Source organism: Pseudomonas sp. MPR-R2A5 (assembly GCF_058793055.1).
Window position 1 is genome coordinate 15,361 of record NZ_JBXAFK010000010.1, and the last position, 24,578, is coordinate 39,938.

Here is a 24,578-nt window from a genome sequence, read left to right on the forward strand (position 1 = left end):
GGTTCCCTCTTCTTTAATTATGGTCGGGGCAGTTTTGTGCAACCGGTGACGCATGAGCTTAGTTGTTGTTTTAAAGGTGCTGGCCGTGGCGCGCCATGATGTGGCGCACCACGCTGTAGTCCTGTAGCGAATCACTGGACAGATCTTTCCCATACCCCGAGCGCTTCAAGCCGCCGTGGGGCATTTCGCTGACCAGCATGAAATGGCTGTTGATCCAGGTGCAGCCGTATTGCAGGCGCGCCGCCACTTGCATGGCCTTGTCCAGGTTCTGGGTCCACACGGAGGAGGCCAGGCCGTATTCCGAATCATTGGCCCAGTCCACCGCCTGTTCCAGCTCCTCGAAGCGCGTCACCGTGACCACGGGGCCGAACACTTCGCGCTGGACGATTTCATCGTGCTGCTTACAGCCGGCGAGCAAGGTCGGCTGGTAATAAAAGCCTGCGCCGGAATGCACGGCGGCGCCGGTGATCCGCTCGATATGCGGTTGGCCGAGGGCGCGTTCGACAAAACTGGCGACGCGGTCGCGCTGGCGCGTACTGATCAGCGGGCCGAGTTCGTTGTCGGCATCGCGCTTGCCCGCAAAGCGCAGGCTGCTGACGGCGGCGCCGAGGTCGGCGACCAGTTTGTCGTGAATGCCCGCCTGGGCGTAGATGCGGCATGCCGCAGTGCAATCCTGGCCAGCGTTGTAGTAACCATAGGCGCGCACGCCCTCGACCACGGCTTGCAAGTCGGCGTCGTTGCACACGATCACCGGCGCCTTGCCGCCCAATTCCAGGTGCGTGCGTTTCAGGGTTTTGGACGCGGCTTGGAGGATTTTCTGCCCGGTGACGATGTCGCCGGTCAGTGACACCATGCGCACCTTCGGGTGGCTGACCAGATGGCTGCCCACCCCTTCGCCGCCGCCACACAGAATATTGATCACTCCGCGTGGCAGCAGCGCTTTAAGGACCGGGGCAAGGGCGAGGATCGACAGCGGCGTGTGTTCCGAGGGCTTGAATACCAATGTATTACCCGCGGCGAGCGCAGGGGCGATCTTCCACGCGGCCATCATCAGCGGGTAATTCCATGGCGCGATGGAGGCAACGACGCCAATCGGATCACGCCGCACCATGCTGGTGTAGCCCGGCAGGTATTCGCCGCTGAGCTGGCCGGTCTGGCACCGCACGGCCCCGGCGAAGAAGCGGAACACATCGACGGTGGCGCTCAAGTCATCCTGGCGCGCCAGGTGCAACGGCTTGCCGCAGTTCAGGGATTCGAGGCGGGCCAGGTAGTCGGCCTGTTTCTCGATGGCTTCGGCAATGCCCAGCAGGATGTTCGACCGCTGCTGCGGCGTGGTCCGCGACCAGCCGGCAAACGCCCGGTGGGCGGCGAGGATGGCGCTTTCGACCTGCTCGGCGCTGGCTTCGGCGATCTGGGTAAGGACTTCGCCGGTGGCCGGGTTGAGGATCGGCTCGGCAAAACCCTGGCCCTGGACCAGTTCGCCGTCGATCAGCAACGCAGTGAGCAGCGGGGTGGGCGCGCCGGACATTTTTCGCGATCTCTTTTCTTGTGTGGCCATGGGCGTTCTCTTACGAGGGCCTGACCTTTCTCTTGGGGGATGAACAGAGACTAGAGGTCAAGCGCGAGGTCAACAAATACTAAATACTGAATGCCGCATTCGATTAAATAGATGGCTTGCGCGGGTGTGGCTGCTCACGCGCGACGGTCAGGAACGGATCGACCAGCGCCGGTCGCGCCGTGCCGCGGCGCCAGGCCAGGCCGACGTCAAGGGTCTGGCTGAGGTCGGCGATGGGTCGCGCTTCAATAATGTCGCCTTCCAGGGACCAGGGGCGGTACGTCATATCCGGCTGGATCGACACACCCAGGCCCGCCGCCACCAGGCTGCGCACCGCTTCGGTGGATGCCGTGCGCAGGGTCACGCGCGGATGCAGCCCGGCACCGGCCCACAGGCGTTGGGCGTTGTGGCCCATTTCATCGACGTTCAACTGAATCAACGGCTCGCGCGCGACATCGGCGAGGTTGATGCTGTCGTGCTCCAGCAGTGGATGTTGCGCCGGCAGCCACAGGCGGTGGGGCGAGTGGGTGAGCACTTCGGTCTGCAGGGCGTGGCGGTCTTCGAGGTTGGAGAGGATCAGCACCCCCACATCGATCTCGCCGCTGACCAGCAAATGCTCGATGTACGGGCGCTCGTCTTCCATTACGCGGATTTCCACATTGGGGTAGGCGCGTTGGAAACGGGTGAGCAGGTCGGCCAGGTAGTAGCCGGCCACCAGGCTGGTCACGCCGATGATCAATTGTCCGGCGACCTGGTCGGTGCTCTGTTGCAGGCTGCGCTTGGCGTTGTCGACGGTGGCCAGGATCAAGTGCGCCTGGCGCAGGAACTGATGACCCTGGTGGGTCAGGGTCATGCCCTTGGCGTGGCGGTTGAACAGGTTGACGCCGATTTCCTGCTCCAGTTGCTGGATCGCCAGGGTCAGTGTGGACTGGGAAATGAACGCGGTCTGCGCGGCCGCGGAGATCGAGCCGGTCTCGGCCACGGCGATGAAATGGCGGATTTGACGCAAGGTCATCATGCTGGAATTACCAGTGGGGTGTTTTTATCGATTTTCTCGAGTGTATATCGATTTAACCGAAGGATAGCCGCGTTACATCTGGAAGCACTCTAGATCGGGGGTTTTTGGCACTTAGTTTTACGCTGGGGGCCTATTGGTCCTATGAACCCTAGTGTCTGGAGGCTACGAATGAATACCCGTGGATTGCTCGATCAGTTGCTCAAGTCTGGCCAGGACATGTTGCAGAACAAGGCCAGCGGCCAGCGCAAGTCGGACGACAAAGGTGCCCTTGGCGGCTTGCTCGGCGGTGGCGGGCTCGGCAGCCTGCTCGGCGGCGCGGGCGGCGGCGCCCTGGCGGCCGGGGCCATGGGGTTGTTACTGGGTAACAAGAAAGCGCGCAAATTCGGCGGCAAGGCCCTGACCTATGGCGGGCTGGCGGCGCTGGGTGTGATCGCCTACAAAGCCTACGGCAACTGGCAAGCGCAGCAGGCCAGCGCACCCCAAGGCGAGCCGCAGACCATCGACCGCCTGCCACCGGCCCAGGTCGAACAACACAGCCAGGGTATCCTCAAGGCATTGGTGGCGGCCGCCAAGGCCGACGGTCATGTAGATGAACGCGAGCGCGCGCTGATCGAAGGGGAATTCACCAAGCTGGACAACGACCGCGAATTGCAAAGCTGGCTGCATGCCGAGCTGAACAAACCCCTGGACCCGGCCGATGTGGCCCGTGCCGCCAGCACCCCGGAAATGGCCGCCGAGATGTACATCGCCAGTGTGATGCTGGTGGATGAGGAAAACTTTATGGAGAAGGCATATCTGGATGAGTTGGCGCGCCAATTGAAGCTTGAGCCTGGCTTGAAGGTTGAGTTGGAAAAACAGGTGAGACTCAACTCGTAGATACAAGGCGTACGTCGTTAAACCTGTAGAAGGGCCCACTCCCTCTTCTACTGGACTCCCTGTAGAGAGCAAGCCCGCTCGCCACAACCGCTCGCTCGCCACAAAAATACGGTCGTTTAAGCAAGATTTTAATTATTTAAAATCAATAACTTATTTTATTTTTGAACAGGGGTGGCTGGCTCCCGATGGCGCTGCCCCCGTTTGTAGAGACTTCAACTGAACCACCGCTATCGGGAGCAAGCCCCCTCCCACAGGTTTTTTTTTACGTTCTGCGCGCGCCACATCAAAACCCATTGATAAATGAGGGCTTCTGCTCAGCTATACTCCCCTCCATTTGAATGGCCCTTCGAGGAAATACTGTGAAGAATTGGACCTTGCGCCAGCGAATTTTGGCGAGCTTTGCGGTCATTATCGCGATAATGCTGCTGATGGTCGTGGTGTCCTACTCACGGTTGCTGAAGATCGAAGCCAGCCAGGAATCGGTCCGCGACGATGCGGTCCCCGGGGTTTACCTCAGTTCGATGATTCGCAGCGCGTGGGTCGACAGCTATTTGCTGACTGTCGACATCATTGGCTTGCGCGACGAAAAGACCCTCACCAGTTCCGACAAGACCGACTACAAGTCTTTCGAAACGCGCATTGAACTGCTGATGGCCAGCTATGAAAAAACCGTTCATGGCCAGGCTGACCGCATGGAGTTCGATAACTTCAAGGCGTCGCACATCAACTACAACAAAGCGCTGGCCGAGGTGCTGGCTCGGATTGAGGCCAACGACCTGCCGGGGGCGAACGTGTTGCTTGAAGAGCAATTGACGCCGATCTGGACCGAAGGGCGCATGAAGCTCAACGACATCATCACTGAAAACAAGGACGTATCCGACCGGGCCACGGCGGCCATCGACGACGCGGTGCTGTCCGCCAAGATCAGCATGGCGGTGTCGCTGATCGTTGCCATCCTCGCCGCCGGCCTGTGTGGCCTGTTATTGATGCGCGCGATCATGGCGCCGATGCACCGCATCGTCGAGATCCTCGGCGTCATGCGTACCGGTGACCTCAGCAAACGCCTGAACCTGGCGCGCAAGGACGAGTTCGGCGAGGTGGAGACCGGCTTCAACGACATGATGACCGAGCTGACTGCCCTGGTTGCCCAGGCACAGCGTTCGTCGGTGCAGGTCACCACCTCGGTCACCGAGATTGCCGCTACCTCCAAGCAGCAGCAGGCCACAGCCACTGAAACCGCGGCAACCACCACCGAAATCGGCGCCACTTCGCGGGAGATCGCGGCCACCTCCAAGGACCTGGTCCGTACCATGACCGAAGTGTCCACGGCTGCCGACCAGGCTTCGGTCGCCGCCGGTTCCGGCCAGCAGGGCCTGGCGCGCATGGAAGAGACCATGCACTCGGTGATGGGCGCCGCCGACCTGGTCAACGCCAAGCTGGCGATCCTCAATGAGAAGGCCGGCAACATCAACCAGGTGGTCGTGACGATCGTCAAGGTCGCCGACCAGACCAACCTGTTGTCCCTCAACGCGGCCATCGAGGCCGAGAAAGCCGGTGAGTACGGTCGGGGCTTTGCCGTGGTGGCCACCGAGGTACGGCGCCTGGCCGACCAGACCGCCGTGGCCACCTACGATATCGAACAGATGGTGCGCGAGATTCAGTCGGCGGTGTCCGCCGGGGTGATGGGCATGGACAAGTTCTCCGAAGAAGTGCGCCGGGGCATGTTCGAAGTGCAGCAAGTGGGCGAACAACTCTCGCAGATCATCCATCAGGTGCAGGCCCTGGCGCCGCGGGTGTTGATGGTCAACGAAGGCATGCAGGCCCAGGCCACGGGTGCCGAGCAGATCAACCACGCCCTGGTGCAACTGGGCGATGCCAGCAGCCAGACCGTCGAGTCCTTGCGCCAGGCCAGCTTTGCCATCGATGAGCTGAGCCAGGTGGCGGTCGGTCTGCGCAGCGGCGTGTCGCGTTTCAAAGTCTGATGAGCGACCTCGCGGCTAAACGCGGCGCCGTCCCGGCAGCGAAAAAGGCCTTGTTCCTGGTGTTCCACATCGGTGACGAGCGTTATGCCCTCAGGGCCACTGAGGTGGCCGAGGTGCTGCCGCGCCTGTTGCTCAAACCCATCGCCCATGCACCGCAGTGGGTCGCAGGCATCTTTGCCCATCGGGGCGCGATGGTGCCGGTTATCGACCTGAGCGCCCTGGCCTTCGGCAAACCGGCCCAGGTCCGCACCAGCACACGCTTGGTGCTGGTCAATTACCAGCCCGAACCCTGGCTCCAGGCGCGCTGGCTGGGGCTGATCCTGGAACAAGCCACGGACACCCTGCGTTGCGACCTGGGGGAGTTCAAGCCGTACGGCCTGGACAACCGCGCGGCGCCGTACCTGGGGCCGGTGCGTGAAGATGCCTTGGGCTTGATGCAGTGGATCGGCGTCAACGAATTGCTCACCGATGAAGTGCGCGCCTTGCTGTTTTCCGCCGAGCAGAGCCTATGAGCAACGACCCACGGTTTTTTGCGTTCCTGAAGCAACGCATCGGCCTGGACGTCGCTTCGGTCGGCGAGGCGATCATCGAGCGTGCCGTGCGCCAGCGTAGCCAGGTGAGCCAGGCGCAGACGGCGGATGAATATTGGCAGCACCTGCAACGTTCCCATGATGAACAGCAAGCGCTGATCGAAGCAGTGATCGTCCCCGAAACCTGGTTTTTCCGTTACCCCGAATCCTTCGCGACCCTGGCGCGGCTGGCGGTCGCCCGCCTGGCGGAGATCAAGCAAATGCGCGCGTTGCGCATCCTCAGCCTGCCGTGTTCCACCGGCGAAGAGCCCTATTCGATCGCCATGGCCTTGCTCGACGCCGGCCTGGCACCGCACCAATTCAAGGTGCAAGGCATCGACGTCAGCCCGCTGTCGGTGGAGCGTGCCCGGCGCGGCGTGTATGGCAAGAACTCCTTTCGGGGAGGGGACCTGGCCTTTCGTGAGCGCCACTTCGTGGAGCACGCCGACGGGTTCCATATCGCCGACCGCGTACGCGAACAGGTACGCCTGCAAGTCGGCAACCTGCTCGACCCCGGATTGCTGGCGAATGAGCCCAGCTACGACTTTGTGTTCTGTCGCAACCTGCTGATCTATTTCGACCAGCCGACGCAAAAACAAGTGTTCGACGTGCTCAAGGCCCTGACCCACGTGGACGGCGTGCTGTTTATCGGCCCGGCCGAGGGCAGCCTGCTGGGCCGCCATGGCATGCGCTCGATTGGGGTGCCGCAGTCGTTCGCCTTCAGTCGGCAGGGCGCGCCGGACCAACCGGAGCCGGCCTTTGTGCCAAGGCCCATGCCGGCGCCGCCGCGCAGTGCTGCACCGATTCCGCTCAAGCCACGCCCCTTCAGCACGGTTCGCCCCCATGGCGTGCCGATCAAGGCGCCGCCATCCGAGGCCGGTGACTTGCTCAGCCAGATCGCCACCCTGGCCAACGAGGGCAAAAGCGCCGAGGCCCGTGCGGCCTGTGAACGTTATTTGAATGCCCACCCACCGGTCGCCCAGGTGTTCTACTGGTTGGGGCTGCTCAGTGATGTGGCCGGCAGCGCCCTGGAAGCCCAGGGGTATTATCGAAAAGCCTTGTATCTGGAACCGCAGCACGCGCAGGCCTTGATGCACCTGGCTGCGTTACTCGAATCCCAGGGCGACAGCGCGGGGGCACGCCGCTTGCAGGCGCGTGCTGCCCGTAGTGAGCGAGCTGACAGTGAGTCCAAACGATGAGTAGCCCTGACGCGCTCGACACCGCCGGCCTGGACCTGACCCTGGCCGACACCCAGGCCATCGATGATTGCTGGAACCGTATCGGCATCCATGGTGACAAGTCCTGCCCACTGCTGGCCGACCATATTCACTGCCGCAACTGCGCGGTGTACTCCGCCGCCGCCACGCGCTTGCTGGACCGCTACGCCCTGCAACAGGACGACCACCGCCGGGCAGCGGTCGAACTCGATCAGGATATCGTCACCCGTTCGTTGCTGATGTTCCGCCTCGGCGAAGAATGGCTGGGTATCGCCACGCGTTGCCTGGTGGAAGTGGCGCCGTTGCAACCGATTCACTCCCTGCCGCACCAGCGCTCCCGGGCGTTGCTCGGTGTGGCCAATGTGCGCGGCGCGCTGGTGGCGTGCCTGTCGCTGGTGGAACTGCTGGGCCTGGACGCCGCCGGCACCAGCGCCAGCGGTGGGCGGAGCATGCCGCGCATGTTGATCATCGCCGCGCAGGATGGTCCGGTGGTGGTGCCAGTGGATGAAGTCGACGGCATCCACGCCATCGATGAGCGTACCTTGAAGGCAGCCTCGGCCTCCGGCACCCAGGCCAGCGCTCGCTTCACCCAAGGGGTGTTGCAGTGGAAAGGCCGCAGCCTGCGTTGGCTGGATGAGGCGCAATTGTTGTCTGCCGTGACCCGGAGCCTCACATGACCCCCGACCAGATGCGTGATGCCTCGCTGCTGGAACTGTTCAGCCTGGAAGCCGATGCGCAGACCCAGGTCTTGAACGCGGGCCTGCTGGCCCTGGAGCGCAACCCGACCCAAGCCGACCAGCTCGAGGCCTGCATGCGTGCCGCGCACTCGCTCAAGGGGGCCGCGCGGATTGTCGGTGTGGACGCCGGGGTCAGCGTGGCGCATGTCATGGAGGATTGCCTGGTCAGCGCCCAGGAAAGTCGCCTGTACCTGCAACCCGAACATATCGATGCGCTGCTGCAAGGCACCGACCTGCTGATGCGTATCGCCACCCCGGGCAACACCGTGGGGCCGGCAGATATCGAGGCCTATGTGGCGTTGATGGAGCGCTTGCTCGATCCGTCGCAGCCCGTGGCGAAAGTCGCCCCGCCGCCGGAGCCGGTACCGGTTCCCGCCCCTGTGGTCGAGGCGCTGCCGCCTGAACCCGAGCCCGCGCCGCCTGTTATCGGCGAGCCACCGCGCCACAACAAACGCATGACCGAAGGGGGCGAGCGGGTATTGCGGGTCACCGCCGAGCGCCTGAACAGCCTGTTGGACCTGTCCAGCAAATCCCTGGTGGAAACCCAGCGGCTCAAGCCTTACCTGGCCAGCCTGCAACGCCTCAAGCGGATCCAGAGCAACAGTGCGCGCGCCCTGGACCATCTCGATGGCCACCTCAAGCCCCTCGGCTTGCCCCTCGAAGCCCTGGAAGCCCTGGCTGACACCCGGCGCCTGTTGAGTGAAGCCCAGGCCCTGCTCGCAGAAAAAACCGCCGAGCTGGATGAGTTCGGCTGGCAGGCCGGGCAACGCGCCCAAGTGCTCTACGACACCGCGTTGGCCTGTCGCATGCGCCCGTTTGCCGATGTGCTGGCCGGGCAGGTGCGCATGGTGCGCGACCTCGGCCGCAGCCTGGGCAAGCAGGTGCGCCTGGAAATCGAGGGCGAAAAAACCCAGGTCGACCGCGACGTGCTGGAAAAGCTCGAAGCGCCGCTGACCCATCTGCTGCGCAATGCCGTCGACCATGGCATTGAACTGCCCGAACAGCGCCTGCTCGCGGGCAAGCCGGCAGAGGGCTTGATCCGCCTGCGCGCGTCCCATCAGGCTGGGCTGTTGGTGCTGGAGTTAAGCGACGACGGCAGTGGCGTCGACCTCGAGCGCCTGCGCGCCACCATCGTCGATCGGCACCTGGCCCCGCTGGACACCGCCCTGCGCCTGAGCGAAGAAGAACTGCTGACGTTCCTGTTCCTGCCGGGCTTCAGCCTGCGGGACAAGGTCACCGAGGTGTCCGGGCGCGGGGTCGGCCTGGACGCGGTGCAGCATATGGTGCGCCAATTGCGGGGGGCGGTGGTGCTGGAGCAGACGCCGGGGCAGGGCAGTCGTTTCCACCTCGAAGTGCCGTTGACCCTGTCGGTGGTGCGCAGCCTGGTGGTGGAGGTCGGCGAAGAAGCCTATGCCTTTCCGCTGGCCCACATCGAGCGCATGTGCGACCTGGCCCCCGACGACATTGTGCAACTGGAAGGGCGCCAGCACTTCTGGCACGAAGGCCGGCATGTCGGCCTGGTCGCGGCCAGCCAGTTGCTGCAGCGCCCGCCGGGGCAAAGCAATGACGAAACCCTGAAGGTGGTGGTGATTCGCGAGCGCGATGCGGTGTACGGCATTGCCGTGGAGCGTTTTGTCGGCGAGCGCACCCTGGTGGTGTTGCCGCTGGATGATCGCCTGGGCAAGGTCCAGGATATTTCTGCCGGCGCCTTGCTGGACGATGGCTCGGTCGTCTTGATCGTCGATGTCGAAGACATGCTGCGTTCGGTGGACAAACTGCTCAACACCGGCCGCCTGGAGCGTATCGCCCGGCGCAGCCGGCAGGCCACCGAAGCGCCACGCAAGCGGGTGCTGGTGGTCGACGACTCGCTCACCGTGCGCGAGTTGCAACGCAAATTGCTGCTCAATCGCGGTTATGAAGTGGCCGTGGCGGTCGATGGCATGGACGGCTGGAACGCCTTGCGCTCGGAAGACTTTGACCTGCTGATCACTGACATCGATATGCCTCGCATGGACGGTATTGAATTGGTCACACTCCTGCGGCGTGACACGCGCTTGCAATCGTTGCCGGTGATGGTGGTGTCGTACAAGGATCGCGAAGAGGACCGACGTCGGGGACTGGACGCTGGCGCCGACTATTATTTAGCCAAAGCCAGCTTTCACGACGACGCCCTGTTGGACGCCGTGGTGGAACTGATTGGAGGGGCCCGGGCATGAGGATTGCGATCGTCAATGACATGCCCATGGCCGTGGAAGCCCTGCGCCGTGCCTTGAGTTTCGAGCCCGCGCACCAGGTGGTGTGGGTTGCCAGCAATGGCCTCGAAGCGGTGCAGCGCTGCGCCGAACTGACGCCGGACCTGATCCTGATGGACCTGATCATGCCGGTGATGGACGGTGTGGAGGCCACCCGGCGGATCATGGCCGAGACCCCGTGCGCGATCGTGATCGTCACGGTCGACCGCCAGGCCAATGTCAGCCGTGTGTTCGAGGCCATGGGCCATGGTGCCCTGGATGTGGTGGATACACCGGCGCTCGGCGTGGGCAACCCCAAGGACGCGGCGGCGCCGTTGTTGCGCAAGATCCTCAATATTGGCTGGCTGATTGGCCAGCGTGGCAGCCGCGTACGCGCCGAAACCGCAGCCCCGCGCAGCACCGGCAAACGCCAGAGCCTGGTGGCGATCGGTTCCTCGGCCGGTGGGCCGGCTGCCCTGGAAATCCTCCTCAAGGGCTTGCCCCGGGACTTTCCCGCCGCCATTGTGCTGGTGCAGCATGTGGACCAGGTGTTCGCCGCCGGTATGGCCGAGTGGTTGAGCAGCGCCTCCGGCCTGCCGGTGCGTCTGGCACGCGAAGGCGAGCCGCCACAAAGCGGCGTGGTGCTGCTGGCCGGCACCAACCACCATATACGCCTGTTGAAAAATGGCACGCTGGCCTATACCGCAGAGCCGGTGAACGAAATTTACCGGCCGTCCATCGACGTGTTTTTCGAAAGCGTCGCCAGCCACTGGAATGGCGATGCCGTCGGCGTATTGCTGACCGGCATGGGCCGTGACGGAGCCCAGGGCCTCAAATTGATGCGTGAACAAGGATATTTGACCATCGCCCAGGACCAGCAGAGTTCGGCGGTGTATGGCATGCCCAAAGCGGCGGCGGCGATTGATGCTGCTGTTGAAATTCGCCCATTGGATAGAATTGCGCCCCGATTGCTGGAGGTGTTTGCAAAATGATCCGTACCTCCGGCTGCTGGTTTGCAGGCAGTAATTCAGGTGACTGCACATGAATGACTTACAGATCGACGACATCAAGACCGACGAAAACGCCGCCATGGTGTTGCTGGTCGATGACCAGGCGATGATCGGTGAAGCCGTACGACGCGGCCTGGCCCACGAAGAAAACATCGACTTCCACTTCTGTGCCGATCCGCACCAGGCGATTGCCCAGGCGATCCGCATCAAGCCCACGGTGATCCTGCAGGACCTGGTGATGCCCGGCCTGGATGGCCTGACCCTGGTGCGCGAATACCGCAACCACCCGGCCACGCAAAACATTCCGATCATTGTGCTTTCCACCAAGGAAGACCCCCTGATCAAGAGCGCGGCGTTCTCGGCCGGGGCCAATGATTACCTGGTCAAGCTGCCGGACAATATCGAACTGGTGGCGCGTATTCGCTACCACTCGCGCTCGTACATGACCTTGTTGCAGCGTGATGCGGCGTACCGCGCGCTGCGGGTCAGCCAGCAACAGTTGCTGGACACCAACCTGGTGCTGCAGCGCCTGATGAACTCCGACGGCCTCACGGGCCTGTCCAACCGCCGCCACTTCGACGAATACCTGGAACTGGAGTGGCGCCGCGCCTTGCGCGACCAGACCCAGTTGTCGCTGCTGATGATCGATGTGGATTTCTTCAAGACCTACAACGACAGCTTTGGCCACGTCGAAGGCGACGAAGCCTTGCGCAAGGTCGCCGCCAGCATCCGCGAAGCCAGCAGCCGCCCCTCGGACTTGCCGGCGCGCTATGGCGGCGAAGAATTCGCCCTGGTGCTGCCCAACACCTCGCCCGGTGGTGCGCGGTTAGTCGCGGAAAAGCTACGCATGGCCGTCGCGGCCCTGAAAATCCCCCATATCGCTCCGACCGAAGGCTCCAGCCTGACCATCAGCATCGGCCTGTCGACCATGACGCCCGTGCAAGGCACCGATTGCCGACAACTGATCATGGCGGCGGACAAGGGGTTGTATACGGCCAAGCATAACGGGCGTAACCAGGTGGGCATCGAGTGACCTGAGGCCGCAACCGATCAAAATGTGTGAGAGGGCGTGCCCCCTCCCACATTTAACCCTGCGTAGTCTGCCTTTTCGCCAAGCGGACTGCCGTTTGCAGCCGTTTGCCGTTATACTCGCCGGCTTTCAAAAGTTCGCCAACGAGTGCTGCCCGCCATGGAAATCAACCCGATCCTTAACACCATCAAGGACCTGTCCGAGCGCTCCGAAACTATTCGGGGGTATCTTTGACTACGATCAAAAGCATGAGCGTCTGACCGAAGTCAATCGCGAGCTTGAAGATCCGAGTGTCTGGAACAAACCTGAATACGCCCAGGAACTGGGCCGCGAGCGTTCTGCGCTGGCGCAGATCGTCGATACCCTCGACGAGTTGAACACCGGTCTGGCCGATTGCCGCGACCTGCTGGACATGGCCGTCGAAGAGAACGACGAAGGCGCAGTGGGCGATGTCGTCGCCGAGCTGGCCCGTCTCGAGGAAAACCTCGCCAAGCTTGAATTCCGTCGCATGTTCAGCCACGAGATGGACCCGAACAACGCCTACCTGGATATCCAGGCCGGTTCCGGCGGCACCGAAGCCCAGGACTGGGCCAACATCCTGTTGCGCATGTACCTGCGCTGGGCCGACAAGCGCGGTTTCGACGCCACCATCATGGAACTGTCGGCCGGTGAAGTCGCGGGTATCAAGGGCGCGACCGTGCACATCAAGGGTGAATACGCCTTTGGTTGGCTGCGTACCGAGATCGGCGTACACCGCCTGGTGCGCAAGAGCCCGTTCGACTCCGGCAACCGTCGCCACACCTCGTTCTGCGCAGTGTTCGTCTCGCCCGAGATCGATGACAAGGTGGAAATCGAGATCAACCCGGCCGACCTACGGATCGACACCTACCGCTCCTCCGGTGCCGGTGGCCAGCACGTAAACACCACCGACTCGGCTGTCCGTATTACCCACGTCCCGACCAACACCGTGGTCAGTTGCCAGAACGAACGTTCCCAGCACGCGAACAAGGACACCGCCATGAAAATGCTGCGGGCCAAGTTGTACGAGCAGGAAATGCAGAAGCGCAACGCCGCTTCCCAGGCGCTGGAAGACACCAAGTCGGATATCGGCTGGGGCCACCAGATCCGTTCTTATGTGCTTGATGCGTCGCGGATCAAGGATTTGCGCACTAACATCGAACGCAGTGACTGCGACAAGGTGCTCGACGGCGATATCGACGAATACCTGGAAGCCAGCCTGAAATCGGGGCTGTAAACCGTCAGCCCGACCTCAAGTCCCCCGTCATTGGCGGGGGCAACGAACCTGTGATGGAAAATCTAAAGACATGAGCGACCAACAACTCGACCCGCAAGCCCTGCAACAGGAAGAAAACTCCCTGATCGCCCTGCGCAAGGAAAAGCTTGCTGCCGAGCGCGCCAAGGGCAACGCCTTCCCCAACGACTTCCGTCGCGATGCCTACTGCGAAGACTTGCAGAAGCAATACGCGGACAAGACCAAGGAAGAGCTGGCAGAGGCTGCGATCCCGGTCAAGGTGGCAGGTCGCATCATGCTCAACCGTGGCTCGTTCATGGTGATCCAGGACATGTCCGGGCGCATCCAGGTCTACGTCAACCGCAAGACCCTGCCGGAAGAAACCCTGGCCGCCGTGAAAACCTGGGACCTGGGCGACATCATCGCCGCCGAAGGCACCCTGGCCCGTTCCGGCAAGGGCGACCTGTACGTTGAAATGACCAGCGTGCGCCTGCTGACCAAATCCCTGCGTCCGCTGCCAGACAAGCACCACGGCCTGTCCGACACCGAGCAGCGCTACCGCCAGCGCTACGTTGACCTGATCGTCAACGAAGATGTGCGCCACACCTTCCGCGTGCGTTCGCAAGTGATTGCCCACACCCGCGCCTTCCTGATGAAGCGTGACTTCCTGGAAGTGGAAACCCCGATGCTACAAACCATCCCCGGTGGTGCCGCAGCCAAGCCGTTCGAAACCCACCACAACGCGCTGGACATGGAAATGTTCCTGCGCATTGCGCCGGAGCTGTACCTCAAGCGGCTTGTTGTTGGCGGGTTCGAAAAGGTGTTCGAGATCAACCGCAACTTCCGTAACGAAGGCGTCTCGACGCGTCACAACCCTGAATTCACCATGTTGGAGTTCTACCAGGCCTACGCCGACTACGAAGACAACATGGACCTGACCGAAGAGCTGTTCCGCGAGCTGGCGCAACTGGTCCTGGGCAGCACCGACGTGCCATACGGCGACAAGGTGTTCCATTTCGGCGAGCCATTCGTGCGCCTGTCGGTATTCGATTCGATCCTCAAGTACAACCCTGAGCTGACCGCCGACGACCTGACCGACATTGACAAGGCCCGTGCCATCGCCAAGAAAGCCGGGGCCAAGGTGCTGGGCTTCGAAGGCCTGGGCAAGCTGCAGGTAATGATTTTCGAAGAGCTGGTGGAGCACAAGCTGGAACAGCCGCACTTCATTACCCAGTACCCGTTCGAAGTGTCGCCGTTGGCCCGTCGCAACGATGACAACCCGAACGTCACGGACCGTTTCGAACTGTTCATCGGCGGTCGCGAAATCGCCAACGCCTATTCCGAGCTCAATGACGCGGAAGACCAGGCCGAGCGCTTCATGGCGCAGGTGGCCGACAAGGATGCCGGTGACGACGAAGCCATGCACTACGACGCAGACTTCGTGCGTGCCCTGGAATACGGCATGCCGCCAACGGCCGGTGAAGGCATTGGGATCGACCGCCTGGTGATGTTGTTGACCAACTCGCCGTCGATCCGCGATGTGATCCTGTTCCCGCATATGCGGCCACAAGCGTAACCGTAGCGAAATCCGAAGCCGCCTTTTATAAGGCGGCTTTTTTATGGGGCGTCTATAAGCGTCAAGCAAACAGCGCCAGGTTTTTGAACTGTTCAAGGATGTGTGTCGTGAACCGCGTAACCGCTCAAGAAGGCGCCGCCGGCATTGCCGCTGCCGTGGCTGAAAGCGTCCAGTACCAGGGCCGCAAGGCCAGCCGTCGGGGCAGCGAGCAACGCAGGCAAGACATTCTCGATGCGGCCATGCGCATCGTGGTGCGCGAGGGCGTGCGTGCCGTGCGTCACCGCGCGGTGGCGGCGGAGGCGGGCGTGCCGCTGTCGGCCACCACTTACTACTTCAAGGATATCGACGACCTGCTCACCGATACCTTCGCTCAATACGTTGAACGCAGTGCCGCCTTCATGGGCAAGCTGTGGGTACGTAACGAAGGTTTGTTGCGCGAGATGGTTGCCTACGGCGATGGCAGCCCGCAGTCACGCTCGCAACTGGCGGACGACATCGCGCGGTTGACTGCCGACTACGTGCAGCGCCAACTGACCAACCGTCGTGAGTACCTGATGGCCGAGCAGGCGTTTCGCCAGGAGGCCCTGCTCAACCCGCGCCTGGCTGAGCTGGTGCGTTCCCACCAGCAGATCCTGTTGCAGGGCACCGGGCAGTTTTTTCAGGTATTGGGCTCGCGTGAGCCGCAACAGGATGCCAAAGTGTTGACGGCGATAATCGGTCGGATGGAATATCAGGGCCTGCTTGGCGGGCCAGAGCCTCTGGCCGCCGAAGAGATGCTTGAGATTCTCAAGCGTTACATGCATTTGGTGTTGGCCTCGGTCTGACACCGGGGGATGTTTGATGAATGCCTGGCGTGTCGCGGTAATCGCCTTGTCCTTCCTGTTGCTCAGCGGTTGCCTGGTGACCTTCAAGGATCCGCTGCCGACCCGCGAGGCAGCACCGCAGGCCCTGTTGGGCCAGTGGGCCAGCAAGAATGCCTGGGGCGAACCTCTCAACCTGCGCATCACCCGTGCCGGCGAACACCGTTACAAGGCCGTGAGCTACCCTACAGCCAAGCCCGGCCAGCGTGATGAATACCTGTTCAGCGTGTCGCGCCATGGCAATCGTTGGTACCTGTCGGCACCGTTACCCGCCAAGTTCGGTGGGCATTACTTCCTGGCAGGGTTCGAGTTCGACGAAAAGCACGAATTGGTGGTCTATAACCTCGACCTTGAGCAAATTCACCAAGCGATAGGCCAGCATGCCTTGCATGGCAGCACCGTGGACACCGTCGAGGGCCCCGGCGTGCAGGTGGACAGCCCCATGGACCAGGTATTTGCGTACCTGGATGACCCGGCCAATGCCGATGTGTTTGTGGAAGCCGTGCGCTACCGGCGCGTGGGCAAATAACGTTTAAAGGGGAAGCACCGGGTGGACGATTACCAGCAGACGATACGCACCTTGTCTGATCGCATTGTGCTGGCGCAAACACCGATCCGCGTCCTCGACGCCGTGAAATGGGACGAGAACATTCGCCAGGGGTTCCTCAAGGCCAAGGGCAAGGCCATGCCCGCCGTGGACCGCGACTACTACCTGAATCGCCCGCTGTCGTTCGATTCCAGCGCGGTCAAGCTGGAGTTCCAGAACATCGAGCGCGATATCACCCGCCGCCTCGGCCAGTTCAGCCCGGTGGGGCAGATCATGCGTCGCATGTGCCGCGAATACCGCATGGTGGTGCGTATGCTTGAGGCCCGTGGCACCGAGGATTTCGGCCTGATTTCCCAGGAACTGTACGGTGCCGCTTCCGATGCCTTCCATGCCGGTGACCCGACCCTGGCCGACCTGGGCCTGATGCTCTCCGACTACCTGAACAATATCGATGGCCGTGGCGACCTCAAGGACGAGGCCAAGACCCTTACCGCCAAGGATGCCGTGGCGTTGCTGCAGACGCGGTTGAACAAGGTGTTTGGCGAGGCCGAAGAAACCATCCGCGTCTTCGAGTCCGACGGGATCGTCGCCGACGCGGCGGCAGGCGCCGACTACATCAAGATCCGCGCCGATGCGATGTTCAATGAGCGTGATGTGCGTGCCCTCGAAGTGCATGAGGGCCTGGTGCACGTCGGCACCACCCTCAATGGCCAGAACCAGCCGATCTGCACCTTCCTGTCCAAGGGCCCGCCGTCTTCCACCGTGACCCAGGAAGGCCTGGCGATCCTGATGGAGATCATCACGTTTGCCTCTTACCCGAGCCGCCTGCGCAAACTGACCAACCGCACCCGCGCCATCCATATGGTGGAGGAGGGCGCCGATTTCCTGCAGGTGTTCGAGTTCTTCCGCGAGCAAGGCTTTGAAATGGCTGAGAGCTATGGCAACGCCAGCCGGGTGTTCCGTGGTTCGGTGCCTGATGGCCTGCCGTTTACCAAGGATTTGTCCTACCTCAAGGGCTTTATCATGGTCTACAACTACATCCAGCTGGCCGTGCGCAAAGGCAAGCTGGAACAAGTGCCGCTGCTGTTCTGCGGCAAGACCACCCTGGAAGACATGCGTACCTTGCGCCAACTGGTCGACGAAGGCCTGGTGGTGCCACCCAAGTACCTGCCCGAGCAGTTCCGCGACATGAACGCGCTGGCGGCGTGGATGTGCTTCTCCAACTTCCTCAACCACCTGAGCCTGGACCGGATCGAGGCGGATTACTCGAATATCCTGTAAAGGATGTACTGACGAAGCCGGCTCGAGAATCTGTGAGGGGCGGTGCGACGATTCGACTATCAGCGAGGCTTCAACGGATGAGAATCCTCGGCATTCTTTGCCTGCTACTCACATTGAGCGGTTGCAGCTCCTTGTTGTTCTATCCCGAGCCCGGCCTGCCGTTCACGCCGGAAAAAGCTCATCTGCCATATCGCGACGTCACCCTCACCACGGCCGACGGGGTCAAGCTGCACGCCTGGTGGCTGCCGGCCAAGCCCGGTGTGCCGCTCAAGGGCACCGTGCTACACCTGCACGGCAATGGCGGCAACCTGGCCTGGCACCTCGGTGGCAGTTGGTGGTTACCGGAGCAGGGCTATCAAGTGCTGCTGCTGGACTATCGCGGCTATGGGCTGTCCGAAGGCAAGCCCTCGTTGCCGGCGATCTATCAGGACCTGGATGCCGCCTTCGCTTGGATCGACAAGGCGCCCGAAACCCAGGCCCAACCCTTGATCGTCCTCGGCCAAAGCTTGGGCGGCGCACTGGCGGTGCATTACCTGGCTGTCCACCCGGAGCGTCAGGCCCGGCTCAAGGCCCTGGTACTGGATGGCGTGCCGGCCAGTTATCGTGACGTAGGACAATTCGCCCTGAGCACCTCCTGGTTAACATGGCCGTTTCAGGTGCCGTTGTCCTGGCTGGTGCCAGACGGCGATAGCGCGATCCATGCCATGCCCAAGCTGACCGGTGTACCGAAATTGCTGTTCCACAGCCTGGATGACCCGATCGTGCCGCTGTCCAATGGCATCCGCCTGTATCAGGCCGCGCCGCCGCCGAGGGTGCTGCAACTGACCCGAGGTGGGCATGTGCAGACCTTTGCCGACAAGACCTGGCAAACCGTGATGCTGCGCTACCTGGATGACCCGCAACACTTCAATGGCCTGCGTCGCCTCGGCGAAATTCCGAACTACCCCATTCCTAAAGTTGACTCATCAGAGAGCCCGCAATGAGCGAAGAACGCAACATGATCCCGCTGATTCTCACTGGCATCGGCACTATCATCGGCACCGTTGGTTGCCTGTGGTACTACGGCTACCTGCACTTCGCCAAGCCGGAAGATGCGTTGCTGCTCAGTGACTTCACCATGCTCAAGACCGTGCCGGGCGAGGACTACAAGATCTCCCTGACCCCGGCCGCCCAGGTGGCGCAGTGCGTCGATGGCGTGTTGGTACTGTTTGATACCGAACAAAAAGGCCTGACGGGCGTATTGGTGAATAGCAAGAAACAGGCGGTGCGTTGCATGGGCCAGGAAACGCCACAGTTGCAGGAGTAGGGCCGAAATCTGCTGCCACCGTGTGAGAAACCGGCTTGGAGCGCTAGGAGCAAGAGCCCAAGTAAACCGCAGGTTTATAGTTCAAGGCATGTCAGAACCGAGAGTCGCCGGAACCATTTACAGTCGATTACCACAGATTTCGGACTGATCAGCGTCGCTGAATCGGTTCGTTCTAATTCATTAATCCGGAGTCGACTATATGAGCATAGGTGGTGTTGGCGGCAATTCTCCAATGGACGGTGTCGGTTCTCAGGGCAGTGGTTCGGGCCAAAATGAACTCGGCGCGCTCAAACAGCTGGCTGAGGCGCTGAAAAAGCAGATTGAAGCGATGCAAAGCCAGGGAGGTGGGGGCGCCGAAGGCGGTGGCGAACTTGATGAACTGAAGAAACTGCTCAAGGAGCTGATGGAAAAGATCGAGAAGCTGCAAGGCGGCCAAGGCGCCGATGGAAACAAGTCTGGTGCAGAGGGTGATTCAGGCAAAGTCCAGGCGACGGTCGAGCAGAGTAAAGTGTCGATCGCTTTCTGATGAATGTATCGTCACCAAGAACCCCGCCTATTGGCGGGGTTCTTTATGCTGCGTCAGACGATCAGTAGGCGACGGACGAGCGCGGCTTGACCGGCTGGTTATCGTTGGAGATGGTCACTTCAACGCGGCGGTTCATGGCGCGGCCCGACACGCTGCCGTTATCGGCAACCGGGTATTCCTTACCGTAGCCGGTGGTCACGATGCGGCGTGGGTCAACGCCCATCTTGATCAGTGCAACCTGCACCGAAGCGGCACGGCGCTCCGACAGGCTCTGGTTGTAGGCATCACTGCCGGTGCTGTCTGTGTAACCTTCGACGATCACCTGGCGATCCGGGTTTTCCTGAAGGAACTGAGCCAGCTTGTTGATGTTGACCAGGCCGCTGGCCTTCAGGTCGGCCTTGTTGGTAGCGAACAGCACGTCACCAAAGGTCACCAGGGTGCCGCGCTCGGTTTGCTTGGCGTTCAAGCTGTCCTGAAGTTGCTTGATCTGTGCATCACGGGCTTCGAGCAGTGCACGGGCACGTTCGTCTCCAGCGTTTTTCAGCTTGGCTTCGGATTCGCGCAGCGCGATGGTGTCTTTGGCCACTTCAACGCGCTGGTTGGTCAGGTAGGCCAGTTGGTCAACTTTCTTCTGGTCTTCCTTGTCGCGGTAAGCCTTGTCGGCTTTGTCCAGCCAATCCTGGGCGTCCTTGGTTTCCAGGGCCGCTACTTTGGTGGCATTCGGGTTGGCTTGCAGGGCCGAGAAATTGGTCCGTGCGTTTTCCAGGTTCGCGTTTGGCGGGGTGGAGCAGGCCGCCAGGGCAACGCTCATCGCCAGCAGGGCAGGGATCATCAATTGTTTACGCATAGTCGTGTCGTCCTTTCAATTCGATATCGGGTGCAATGCAATCAGGTGCGGCGCTTTATTTCTGCTGGATAGCAGCCGGGCGCATGCCTTCCTGACGTAGCTCCTGAACAGCTTTCTGGGAATCCTTCACAGCCTGTTCGGCCTTGGCGGCCTGGGCTTTACGCTCGGCGACGCGAGCGTCCCACTCAGCTTGTTCGGCCAGGCGACGGGCTTCGTCGTAGTTCTTGTCGTGCATGGCGATCTCGGCTTGCTTGAGCTTGTCCTGGGCCGATTTCATTTCAACTGCTGCGTACTCGGTGCCGCCGGCGCTGACTGCGCTGTTTACCGCGGACTGAGTCACCGCGTATTGCTCGGTTGGCGGGTTGCCGGCGCAGCCAGCCAGAACGAAGCTGGTGCCGATCGCCAGCGCGGCCAATTTAAGCCCGCGCAGGTGGTTAAACGAGGATTTGGCTGTGCTGGTCTTCATCGTCTTCAACTCCATTGGATAACTCCTGAAAAACATCAAAATCCATGTCACTGGTCAGTGGTTGCGGCGGCTGGCGGTAAAGCAACCAGTGCCCTTTCAAACGACTGTTCCAAGTGATGGCTTACTGGTTGTGACCGGAGGCTTTTTTCAAAAGTTCAGACGAGATGGCTATTTGCCTAAAAATAAATCTGACCGATTGGTCAGCGAATAAAAGATGGAACTTTTGCCGCGCGCAGGGGTACGCCGAGCCTCTGAGAGGCCCGGAATACCGGGGTTAAACGGGGGAGGAAAGGAGGGGGCTCAGTGCTTCTGCTCGTCGGTACTGGCCGACAAATCGTGCAGATAGCGTCGCGATAGACTCAGGAAGCGCGGGGTCGGGCCGACGTCTTCGTACAGAGGATCGCCCTCTTCGTCGGTGGCAATCACGTGCTGGCCCTTGATGTAGGGAAAGCTGGCTTCCAGCTCTTCGAGGGCGGCACCGATCAGCTCGCCGAGCAGTTCTTCGGTGTTGCGCTTGGGGTACATTTCGGCAATGGCCGCCAGCCTTGCAGCGGCCTCCACATCCAGATGGATCGCATATTCGGTCTTGGTCAAGCGACCCTTGGCGTTCTCTTCCCAATGCTGGGCCAGTTCTCGAATTTTCATGGCAACCTCAATAAAGCCTGCGGTAGCGGGCGGTGATGAGTGACCAGTCGCTCGCATGGATAACGCGACGACTCACAGTTGAGACTAGCTGCAAGTCACAAGGTTTAAAGTCTTGTCATAAAACCAGGCTGGCGGCACTCTGACAGATCTGCGCGTCCCGGATTTCTGGCTGGAGATTGGCTGATGAGTGATATCGATGCACGCTTGCGCGAGGATGTTCACCTGCTGGGTGAGCTGTTGGGCAATACCATTCGAGAGCAGTACGGCGATGATTTTCTCGCCAAGATCGAGCAGATCCGCAAAGGAGCCAAGGCTGACCGGCGCGGCGCCGTCTCGGATAAAACGGCTGGCGATGAACTGAGCAGCAGCTTGAACCAGTTGCAGGAAGACGAACTGCTGCCCGTCGCCCGGGCCTTCAACCAGTTCCTTAACCTGGCCAATATTGCCGAGCAGTACCAATTGATTCATCGGCGCGATGAGTCGCAACCGGCGCCCTTCGAAGCACGCGTATTGCCGGAGTTGCTGGCCCGCCTGCAACGCGAAGGCCACAGCAACGAGTCGCTGGCCCGCCAATTGGGGCGCCTGGAAATCGAGCTGGTGCTCACCGCCCACCCCACTGAAGTGGCGCGGCGCACCCTGATCCAGAAATACGATGCGATCGCCGCGCAACTGGCGCTGCAGGATCACCGCGACCTCACCACGGCCGAGCGCGAGCAGATCCGCGAGCGCCTGCAGCGGTTGATCGCCGAAGCCTGGCACACCGAAGAAATCCGCCGTACCCGGCCCACTCCGGTGGACGAGGCCAAATGGGGTTTTGCGGTGATCGAGCATTCGCTTTGGCATGCGATCCCCAATTACCTGCGCAAGGCCGACCATGCGCTGCATGCGGCTACCGGCCTGCACTTGCCACTGGAAGCCGCGCCGATCCGCTTTGCGTCCTGGATGGGCGGCGACCGTGACGGTAACCCGAATGTCACCGCGCCGGTCACCCGTGAAGTGCTATTGCTGGCCCGCTGGATGGCCGCCGACCTGTATCTGCGCGATATCGATCAATTGGCCTCGGAACTGTCGATGCAGCACGCCAGCCCGGCGTTGCAAGCCAAGGTCGGTGACAGCGTCGAACCCTATCGGGCGTTACTCAAGCAACTGCGTGACCGCTTGCGCGCGACCCGCAGTTGGGCCCAGGCCTCGCTGACTGTCGCCACCCCTGCGAGCGCAGACGTGTTGCAACACAACCGTGACCTGCTCGAGCCGCTGGAGCTTTGTTACCAGTCGCTGCATGAATGCGGCATGGGCGTGATTGCCGATGGCCCATTGCTCGATTGCCTGCGTCGTGCGGTCACCTTCGGCCTGTTCCTGGTCCGCCTGGACGTGCGCCAGGACTCCAGTCGGCATACGGCGGCCATGACCGAGATCACCGATTACCTCGGCCTGGGTCGTTACGAAGACTGGAACGAGGAGATGCGCATCAGCTTCCTCATGAAAGAGCTGGCCAACCGTCGCCCCCTGTTGCCGGGCTATTTCAAGCCGTCGGCGGACACGGCCGAAGTGTTGAATACCTGCAAGGAAGTCGCCGCCGCACCGGCCGCCTCCCTGGGTTCGTACGTCATCTCCATGGCCGGGGCCGCCTCGGATGTGCTGGCGGTGCAACTGTTGCTTAAAGAGTCGGGCGTGCAACGGCCGATGCGGGTGGTGCCGCTGTTCGAAACCCTGGCCGACCTGGATAACGCGGGCCCGGTGATCGAGCAACTGTTGCTGTTGCCGGGTTACCGCGCACGGTTGCAGGGCCCGCAGGAAGTGATGATCGGTTACTCGGACTCAGCCAAGGATGCCGGCACCACTGCCGCTGCCTGGGCGCAGTACCGTGCCCAGGAACGCTTGGTGGATATCTGCCGTGAGCAACAGGTGGAACTGCTGTTGTTCCACGGTCGCGGTGGCACCGTGGGCCGTGGCGGCGGCCCGGCCCACGCGGCGATCCTGTCGCAGCCACCGGGGTCGGTGGCGGGGCGTTTCCGTACCACCGAACAAGGGGAAATGATCCGTTTCAAATTCGGCCTCCCAGACATTGCCGAGCAGAACCTCAATCTCTATCTGGCTGCCGTGTTGGAAGCGACGCTGCTGCCACCGCCGCCACCGGAGCCTGCGTGGCGGCATTTGATGGATGAATTGGCGGCAGACGGTGTCAGCGCCTATCGCGCCGTAGTGCGGGAAAATCCGCAGTTCGTCGAGTACTTCCGCCAGTCGACGCCGGAGCAGGAACTCGGTCGCTTGCCTCTGGGCAGCCGCCCGGCCAAGCGCCGTGCCGGTGGTATTGAAAGCCTGCGGGCGATTCCGTGGATCTTTGGCTGGACCCAGACCCGCCTGATGTTGCCCGCCTGGCTGGGCTGGGAAGCGGCCCTGAGCAAGGCGCTGGAGCGTGGCGAAGGCGAACTGCTGGGGCAAATGCGCGAGCAGTGGCCGTTCTTCCGCACCCGCATCGATATGTTGGAAATGGTGCTGGCCAAGGCCGATGCCGACATCGCGCGGCTGTATGACGAGCGCCTGGTGCAGCCGGACCTGCTGCCATTGGGTGCGCATTTACGCGACCTATTGTCGCAGGCGTGCCAGGTGGTACTTGGCCTGACTGGCCAGTCGCAACTGCTGGCGCATAGCCCCGACACCCTGGAGTTCATCCGCCTGCGCAACACCTACCTGGACCCTTTGCACCTGTTGCAGGCCGAACTGCTGGCACGCTCCCGTCAACAGGAAGCGGCGCAGGACAGCCCTCTGGAACAAGCGCTGCTGGTGTCCGTGGCCGGTATCGCCGCCGGGTTGCGTAACACCGGCTGAGGTTTTTTGCGCGTTCTCGACGCCTTGCCGGTAAACCGTGACGACCGCCCTGAACGGGCGGTCGTTGTTTGAGCGGCCGGGTTGCACCCAGGCACACCCTACCTATGACGTATGCGCGGCGCGGGTTCCTCCGACTTTTGGCGGCTTGTGTGGTTAGGGCCTGCTGTGTATCTTGATCAGCCTTTGGCCGTTTGGGCGGCTTGGGCCCATATTTTTAT

22 protein-coding genes are annotated in these 24,578 nt (G+C 61.8%); 17 read left to right on the forward strand and 5 right to left on the reverse strand.

From position 1 onward, the window contains the following. Positions 1-70: 70 nt before the first annotated feature. The gene (locus AC1Q6I_RS09970) at positions 71-1,528 is read right to left on the reverse strand and encodes a gamma-aminobutyraldehyde dehydrogenase (protein WP_024073776.1); all 1,458 of its coding nucleotides are present in this window, start codon (positions 1,526-1,528) and stop codon (positions 71-73) included. Positions 1,529-1,661: 133 nt separating this feature from the next. Beyond that, positions 1,662-2,573: a LysR family transcriptional regulator gene (locus tag AC1Q6I_RS09975; RefSeq protein ID WP_024073777.1), complete on the reverse strand. Its 912-nt coding sequence runs from the start codon at positions 2,571-2,573 to the stop codon at positions 1,662-1,664. Positions 2,574-2,741: 168 nt separating this feature from the next. Here AC1Q6I_RS09975 and AC1Q6I_RS09980 point away from each other — a divergent pair, with 168 nt between their 5' ends. From AC1Q6I_RS09980 to AC1Q6I_RS10055, 16 genes are all read left to right on the forward strand, one after another. Next, positions 2,742-3,449, forward strand: a complete 708-nt coding sequence (locus tag AC1Q6I_RS09980) for a tellurite resistance TerB family protein (RefSeq protein ID WP_024073778.1) — start codon at positions 2,742-2,744, stop codon at positions 3,447-3,449. 359 nt (positions 3,450-3,808) lie between these two features. After that, positions 3,809-5,431, forward strand: a complete 1,623-nt coding sequence (locus AC1Q6I_RS09985) for a methyl-accepting chemotaxis protein (RefSeq protein WP_024073779.1) — start codon at positions 3,809-3,811, stop codon at positions 5,429-5,431. Beyond that, on the forward strand, positions 5,431-5,943 hold the full coding sequence (locus tag AC1Q6I_RS09990; protein ID WP_024073780.1) for a chemotaxis protein CheW: 513 nt from the start codon (positions 5,431-5,433) through the stop codon (positions 5,941-5,943). Before AC1Q6I_RS09985 ends, AC1Q6I_RS09990 begins: the two co-directional genes overlap by 1 nt. Beyond that, on the forward strand, positions 5,940-7,199 hold the full coding sequence (locus AC1Q6I_RS09995) for a CheR family methyltransferase (protein ID WP_024073781.1): 1,260 nt from the start codon (positions 5,940-5,942) through the stop codon (positions 7,197-7,199). The genes AC1Q6I_RS09990 and AC1Q6I_RS09995 overlap by 4 nt, the downstream gene beginning before the upstream one ends. Further along, positions 7,196-7,894, forward strand: a complete 699-nt coding sequence (locus tag AC1Q6I_RS10000) for a chemotaxis protein CheW (protein ID WP_102625208.1) — start codon at positions 7,196-7,198, stop codon at positions 7,892-7,894. The genes AC1Q6I_RS09995 and AC1Q6I_RS10000 overlap by 4 nt, the downstream gene beginning before the upstream one ends. Beyond that, the gene (locus AC1Q6I_RS10005) at positions 7,891-10,170 is read left to right on the forward strand and encodes a hybrid sensor histidine kinase/response regulator (RefSeq protein WP_024073783.1); all 2,280 of its coding nucleotides are present in this window, start codon (positions 7,891-7,893) and stop codon (positions 10,168-10,170) included. The genes AC1Q6I_RS10000 and AC1Q6I_RS10005 overlap by 4 nt, the downstream gene beginning before the upstream one ends. Continuing rightward, the gene (locus tag AC1Q6I_RS10010; RefSeq protein ID WP_069075378.1) at positions 10,167-11,177 is read left to right on the forward strand and encodes a chemotaxis response regulator protein-glutamate methylesterase; all 1,011 of its coding nucleotides are present in this window, start codon (positions 10,167-10,169) and stop codon (positions 11,175-11,177) included. Before AC1Q6I_RS10005 ends, AC1Q6I_RS10010 begins: the two co-directional genes overlap by 4 nt. A gap of 49 nt (positions 11,178-11,226) precedes the next feature. Then, positions 11,227-12,228 carry a response regulator gene (locus AC1Q6I_RS10015; protein WP_024073785.1) on the forward strand — a complete coding sequence of 334 codons (1,002 nt, stop codon included), beginning with the start codon at positions 11,227-11,229 and terminating at the stop codon, positions 12,226-12,228. A gap of 156 nt (positions 12,229-12,384) precedes the next feature. Then, a protein-coding gene (prfB, locus tag AC1Q6I_RS10020; protein WP_102625207.1) for a peptide chain release factor 2 occupies positions 12,385-13,480 on the forward strand; the annotation gives its coding sequence in 2 pieces (ribosomal slippage) (positions 12,385-12,456 and positions 12,458-13,480; 1,095 coding nt in all). A 70-nt stretch (positions 13,481-13,550) separates the two neighbouring features. After that, positions 13,551-15,053: a lysine--tRNA ligase gene (gene lysS / locus AC1Q6I_RS10025; RefSeq protein ID WP_024073787.1), complete on the forward strand. Its 1,503-nt coding sequence runs from the start codon at positions 13,551-13,553 to the stop codon at positions 15,051-15,053. A gap of 107 nt (positions 15,054-15,160) precedes the next feature. Continuing rightward, entirely contained in the window at positions 15,161-15,877 is a 717-nt protein-coding gene (locus AC1Q6I_RS10030) for a TetR/AcrR family transcriptional regulator (protein WP_024073788.1), read from the forward strand. Between the two features lie 16 nt (positions 15,878-15,893). Beyond that, positions 15,894-16,442, forward strand: coding sequence for a hypothetical protein (locus AC1Q6I_RS10035; RefSeq protein WP_024073789.1), 549 nt, complete (start codon positions 15,894-15,896; stop codon positions 16,440-16,442). A 21-nt stretch (positions 16,443-16,463) separates the two neighbouring features. After that, a complete protein-coding gene (locus tag AC1Q6I_RS10040) occupies positions 16,464-17,741 on the forward strand; it encodes a flavohemoglobin expression-modulating QEGLA motif protein (protein WP_024073790.1) in 1,278 nt (425 codons plus the stop codon). Positions 17,742-17,818: 77 nt separating this feature from the next. Next, entirely contained in the window at positions 17,819-18,724 is a 906-nt protein-coding gene (locus AC1Q6I_RS10045; RefSeq protein WP_069075379.1) for an alpha/beta hydrolase, read from the forward strand. Beyond that, positions 18,721-19,047 carry a PA3694 family proteiin gene (locus tag AC1Q6I_RS10050; RefSeq protein WP_024073792.1) on the forward strand — a complete coding sequence of 109 codons (327 nt, stop codon included), beginning with the start codon at positions 18,721-18,723 and terminating at the stop codon, positions 19,045-19,047. Before AC1Q6I_RS10045 ends, AC1Q6I_RS10050 begins: the two co-directional genes overlap by 4 nt. Before the next feature lie 199 nt (positions 19,048-19,246). After that, complete coding sequence (locus AC1Q6I_RS10055) at positions 19,247-19,573, forward strand: hypothetical protein (RefSeq protein ID WP_024073793.1); 327 nt, start codon at positions 19,247-19,249, stop codon at positions 19,571-19,573. Between the two features lie 61 nt (positions 19,574-19,634). On the opposite strand, the gene lptF is transcribed toward AC1Q6I_RS10055, so the two are convergent. The 3 genes from lptF to AC1Q6I_RS10070 form a co-directional block, all read right to left on the reverse strand. Further along, positions 19,635-20,420 (reverse strand): lipotoxin F family OmpA-related lipoprotein LptF, encoded by a 786-nt coding sequence (gene lptF, locus AC1Q6I_RS10060; RefSeq protein WP_024073794.1) that lies wholly within the window; start codon positions 20,418-20,420, stop codon positions 19,635-19,637. A gap of 55 nt (positions 20,421-20,475) precedes the next feature. Further along, positions 20,476-20,901, reverse strand: coding sequence for a DUF4398 domain-containing protein (locus AC1Q6I_RS10065; RefSeq protein ID WP_041160854.1), 426 nt, complete (start codon positions 20,899-20,901; stop codon positions 20,476-20,478). A 285-nt stretch (positions 20,902-21,186) separates the two neighbouring features. Continuing rightward, positions 21,187-21,531 carry a hypothetical protein gene (locus AC1Q6I_RS10070; RefSeq protein ID WP_024073796.1) on the reverse strand — a complete coding sequence of 115 codons (345 nt, stop codon included), beginning with the start codon at positions 21,529-21,531 and terminating at the stop codon, positions 21,187-21,189. Between the two features lie 183 nt (positions 21,532-21,714). On the opposite strand from AC1Q6I_RS10070, the gene ppc reads away from it, so the two are divergent. Then, the gene (gene ppc, locus AC1Q6I_RS10075) at positions 21,715-24,360 is read left to right on the forward strand and encodes a phosphoenolpyruvate carboxylase (RefSeq protein WP_024073797.1); all 2,646 of its coding nucleotides are present in this window, start codon (positions 21,715-21,717) and stop codon (positions 24,358-24,360) included. The last annotated feature ends 218 nt before the right edge of the window (positions 24,361-24,578 follow it).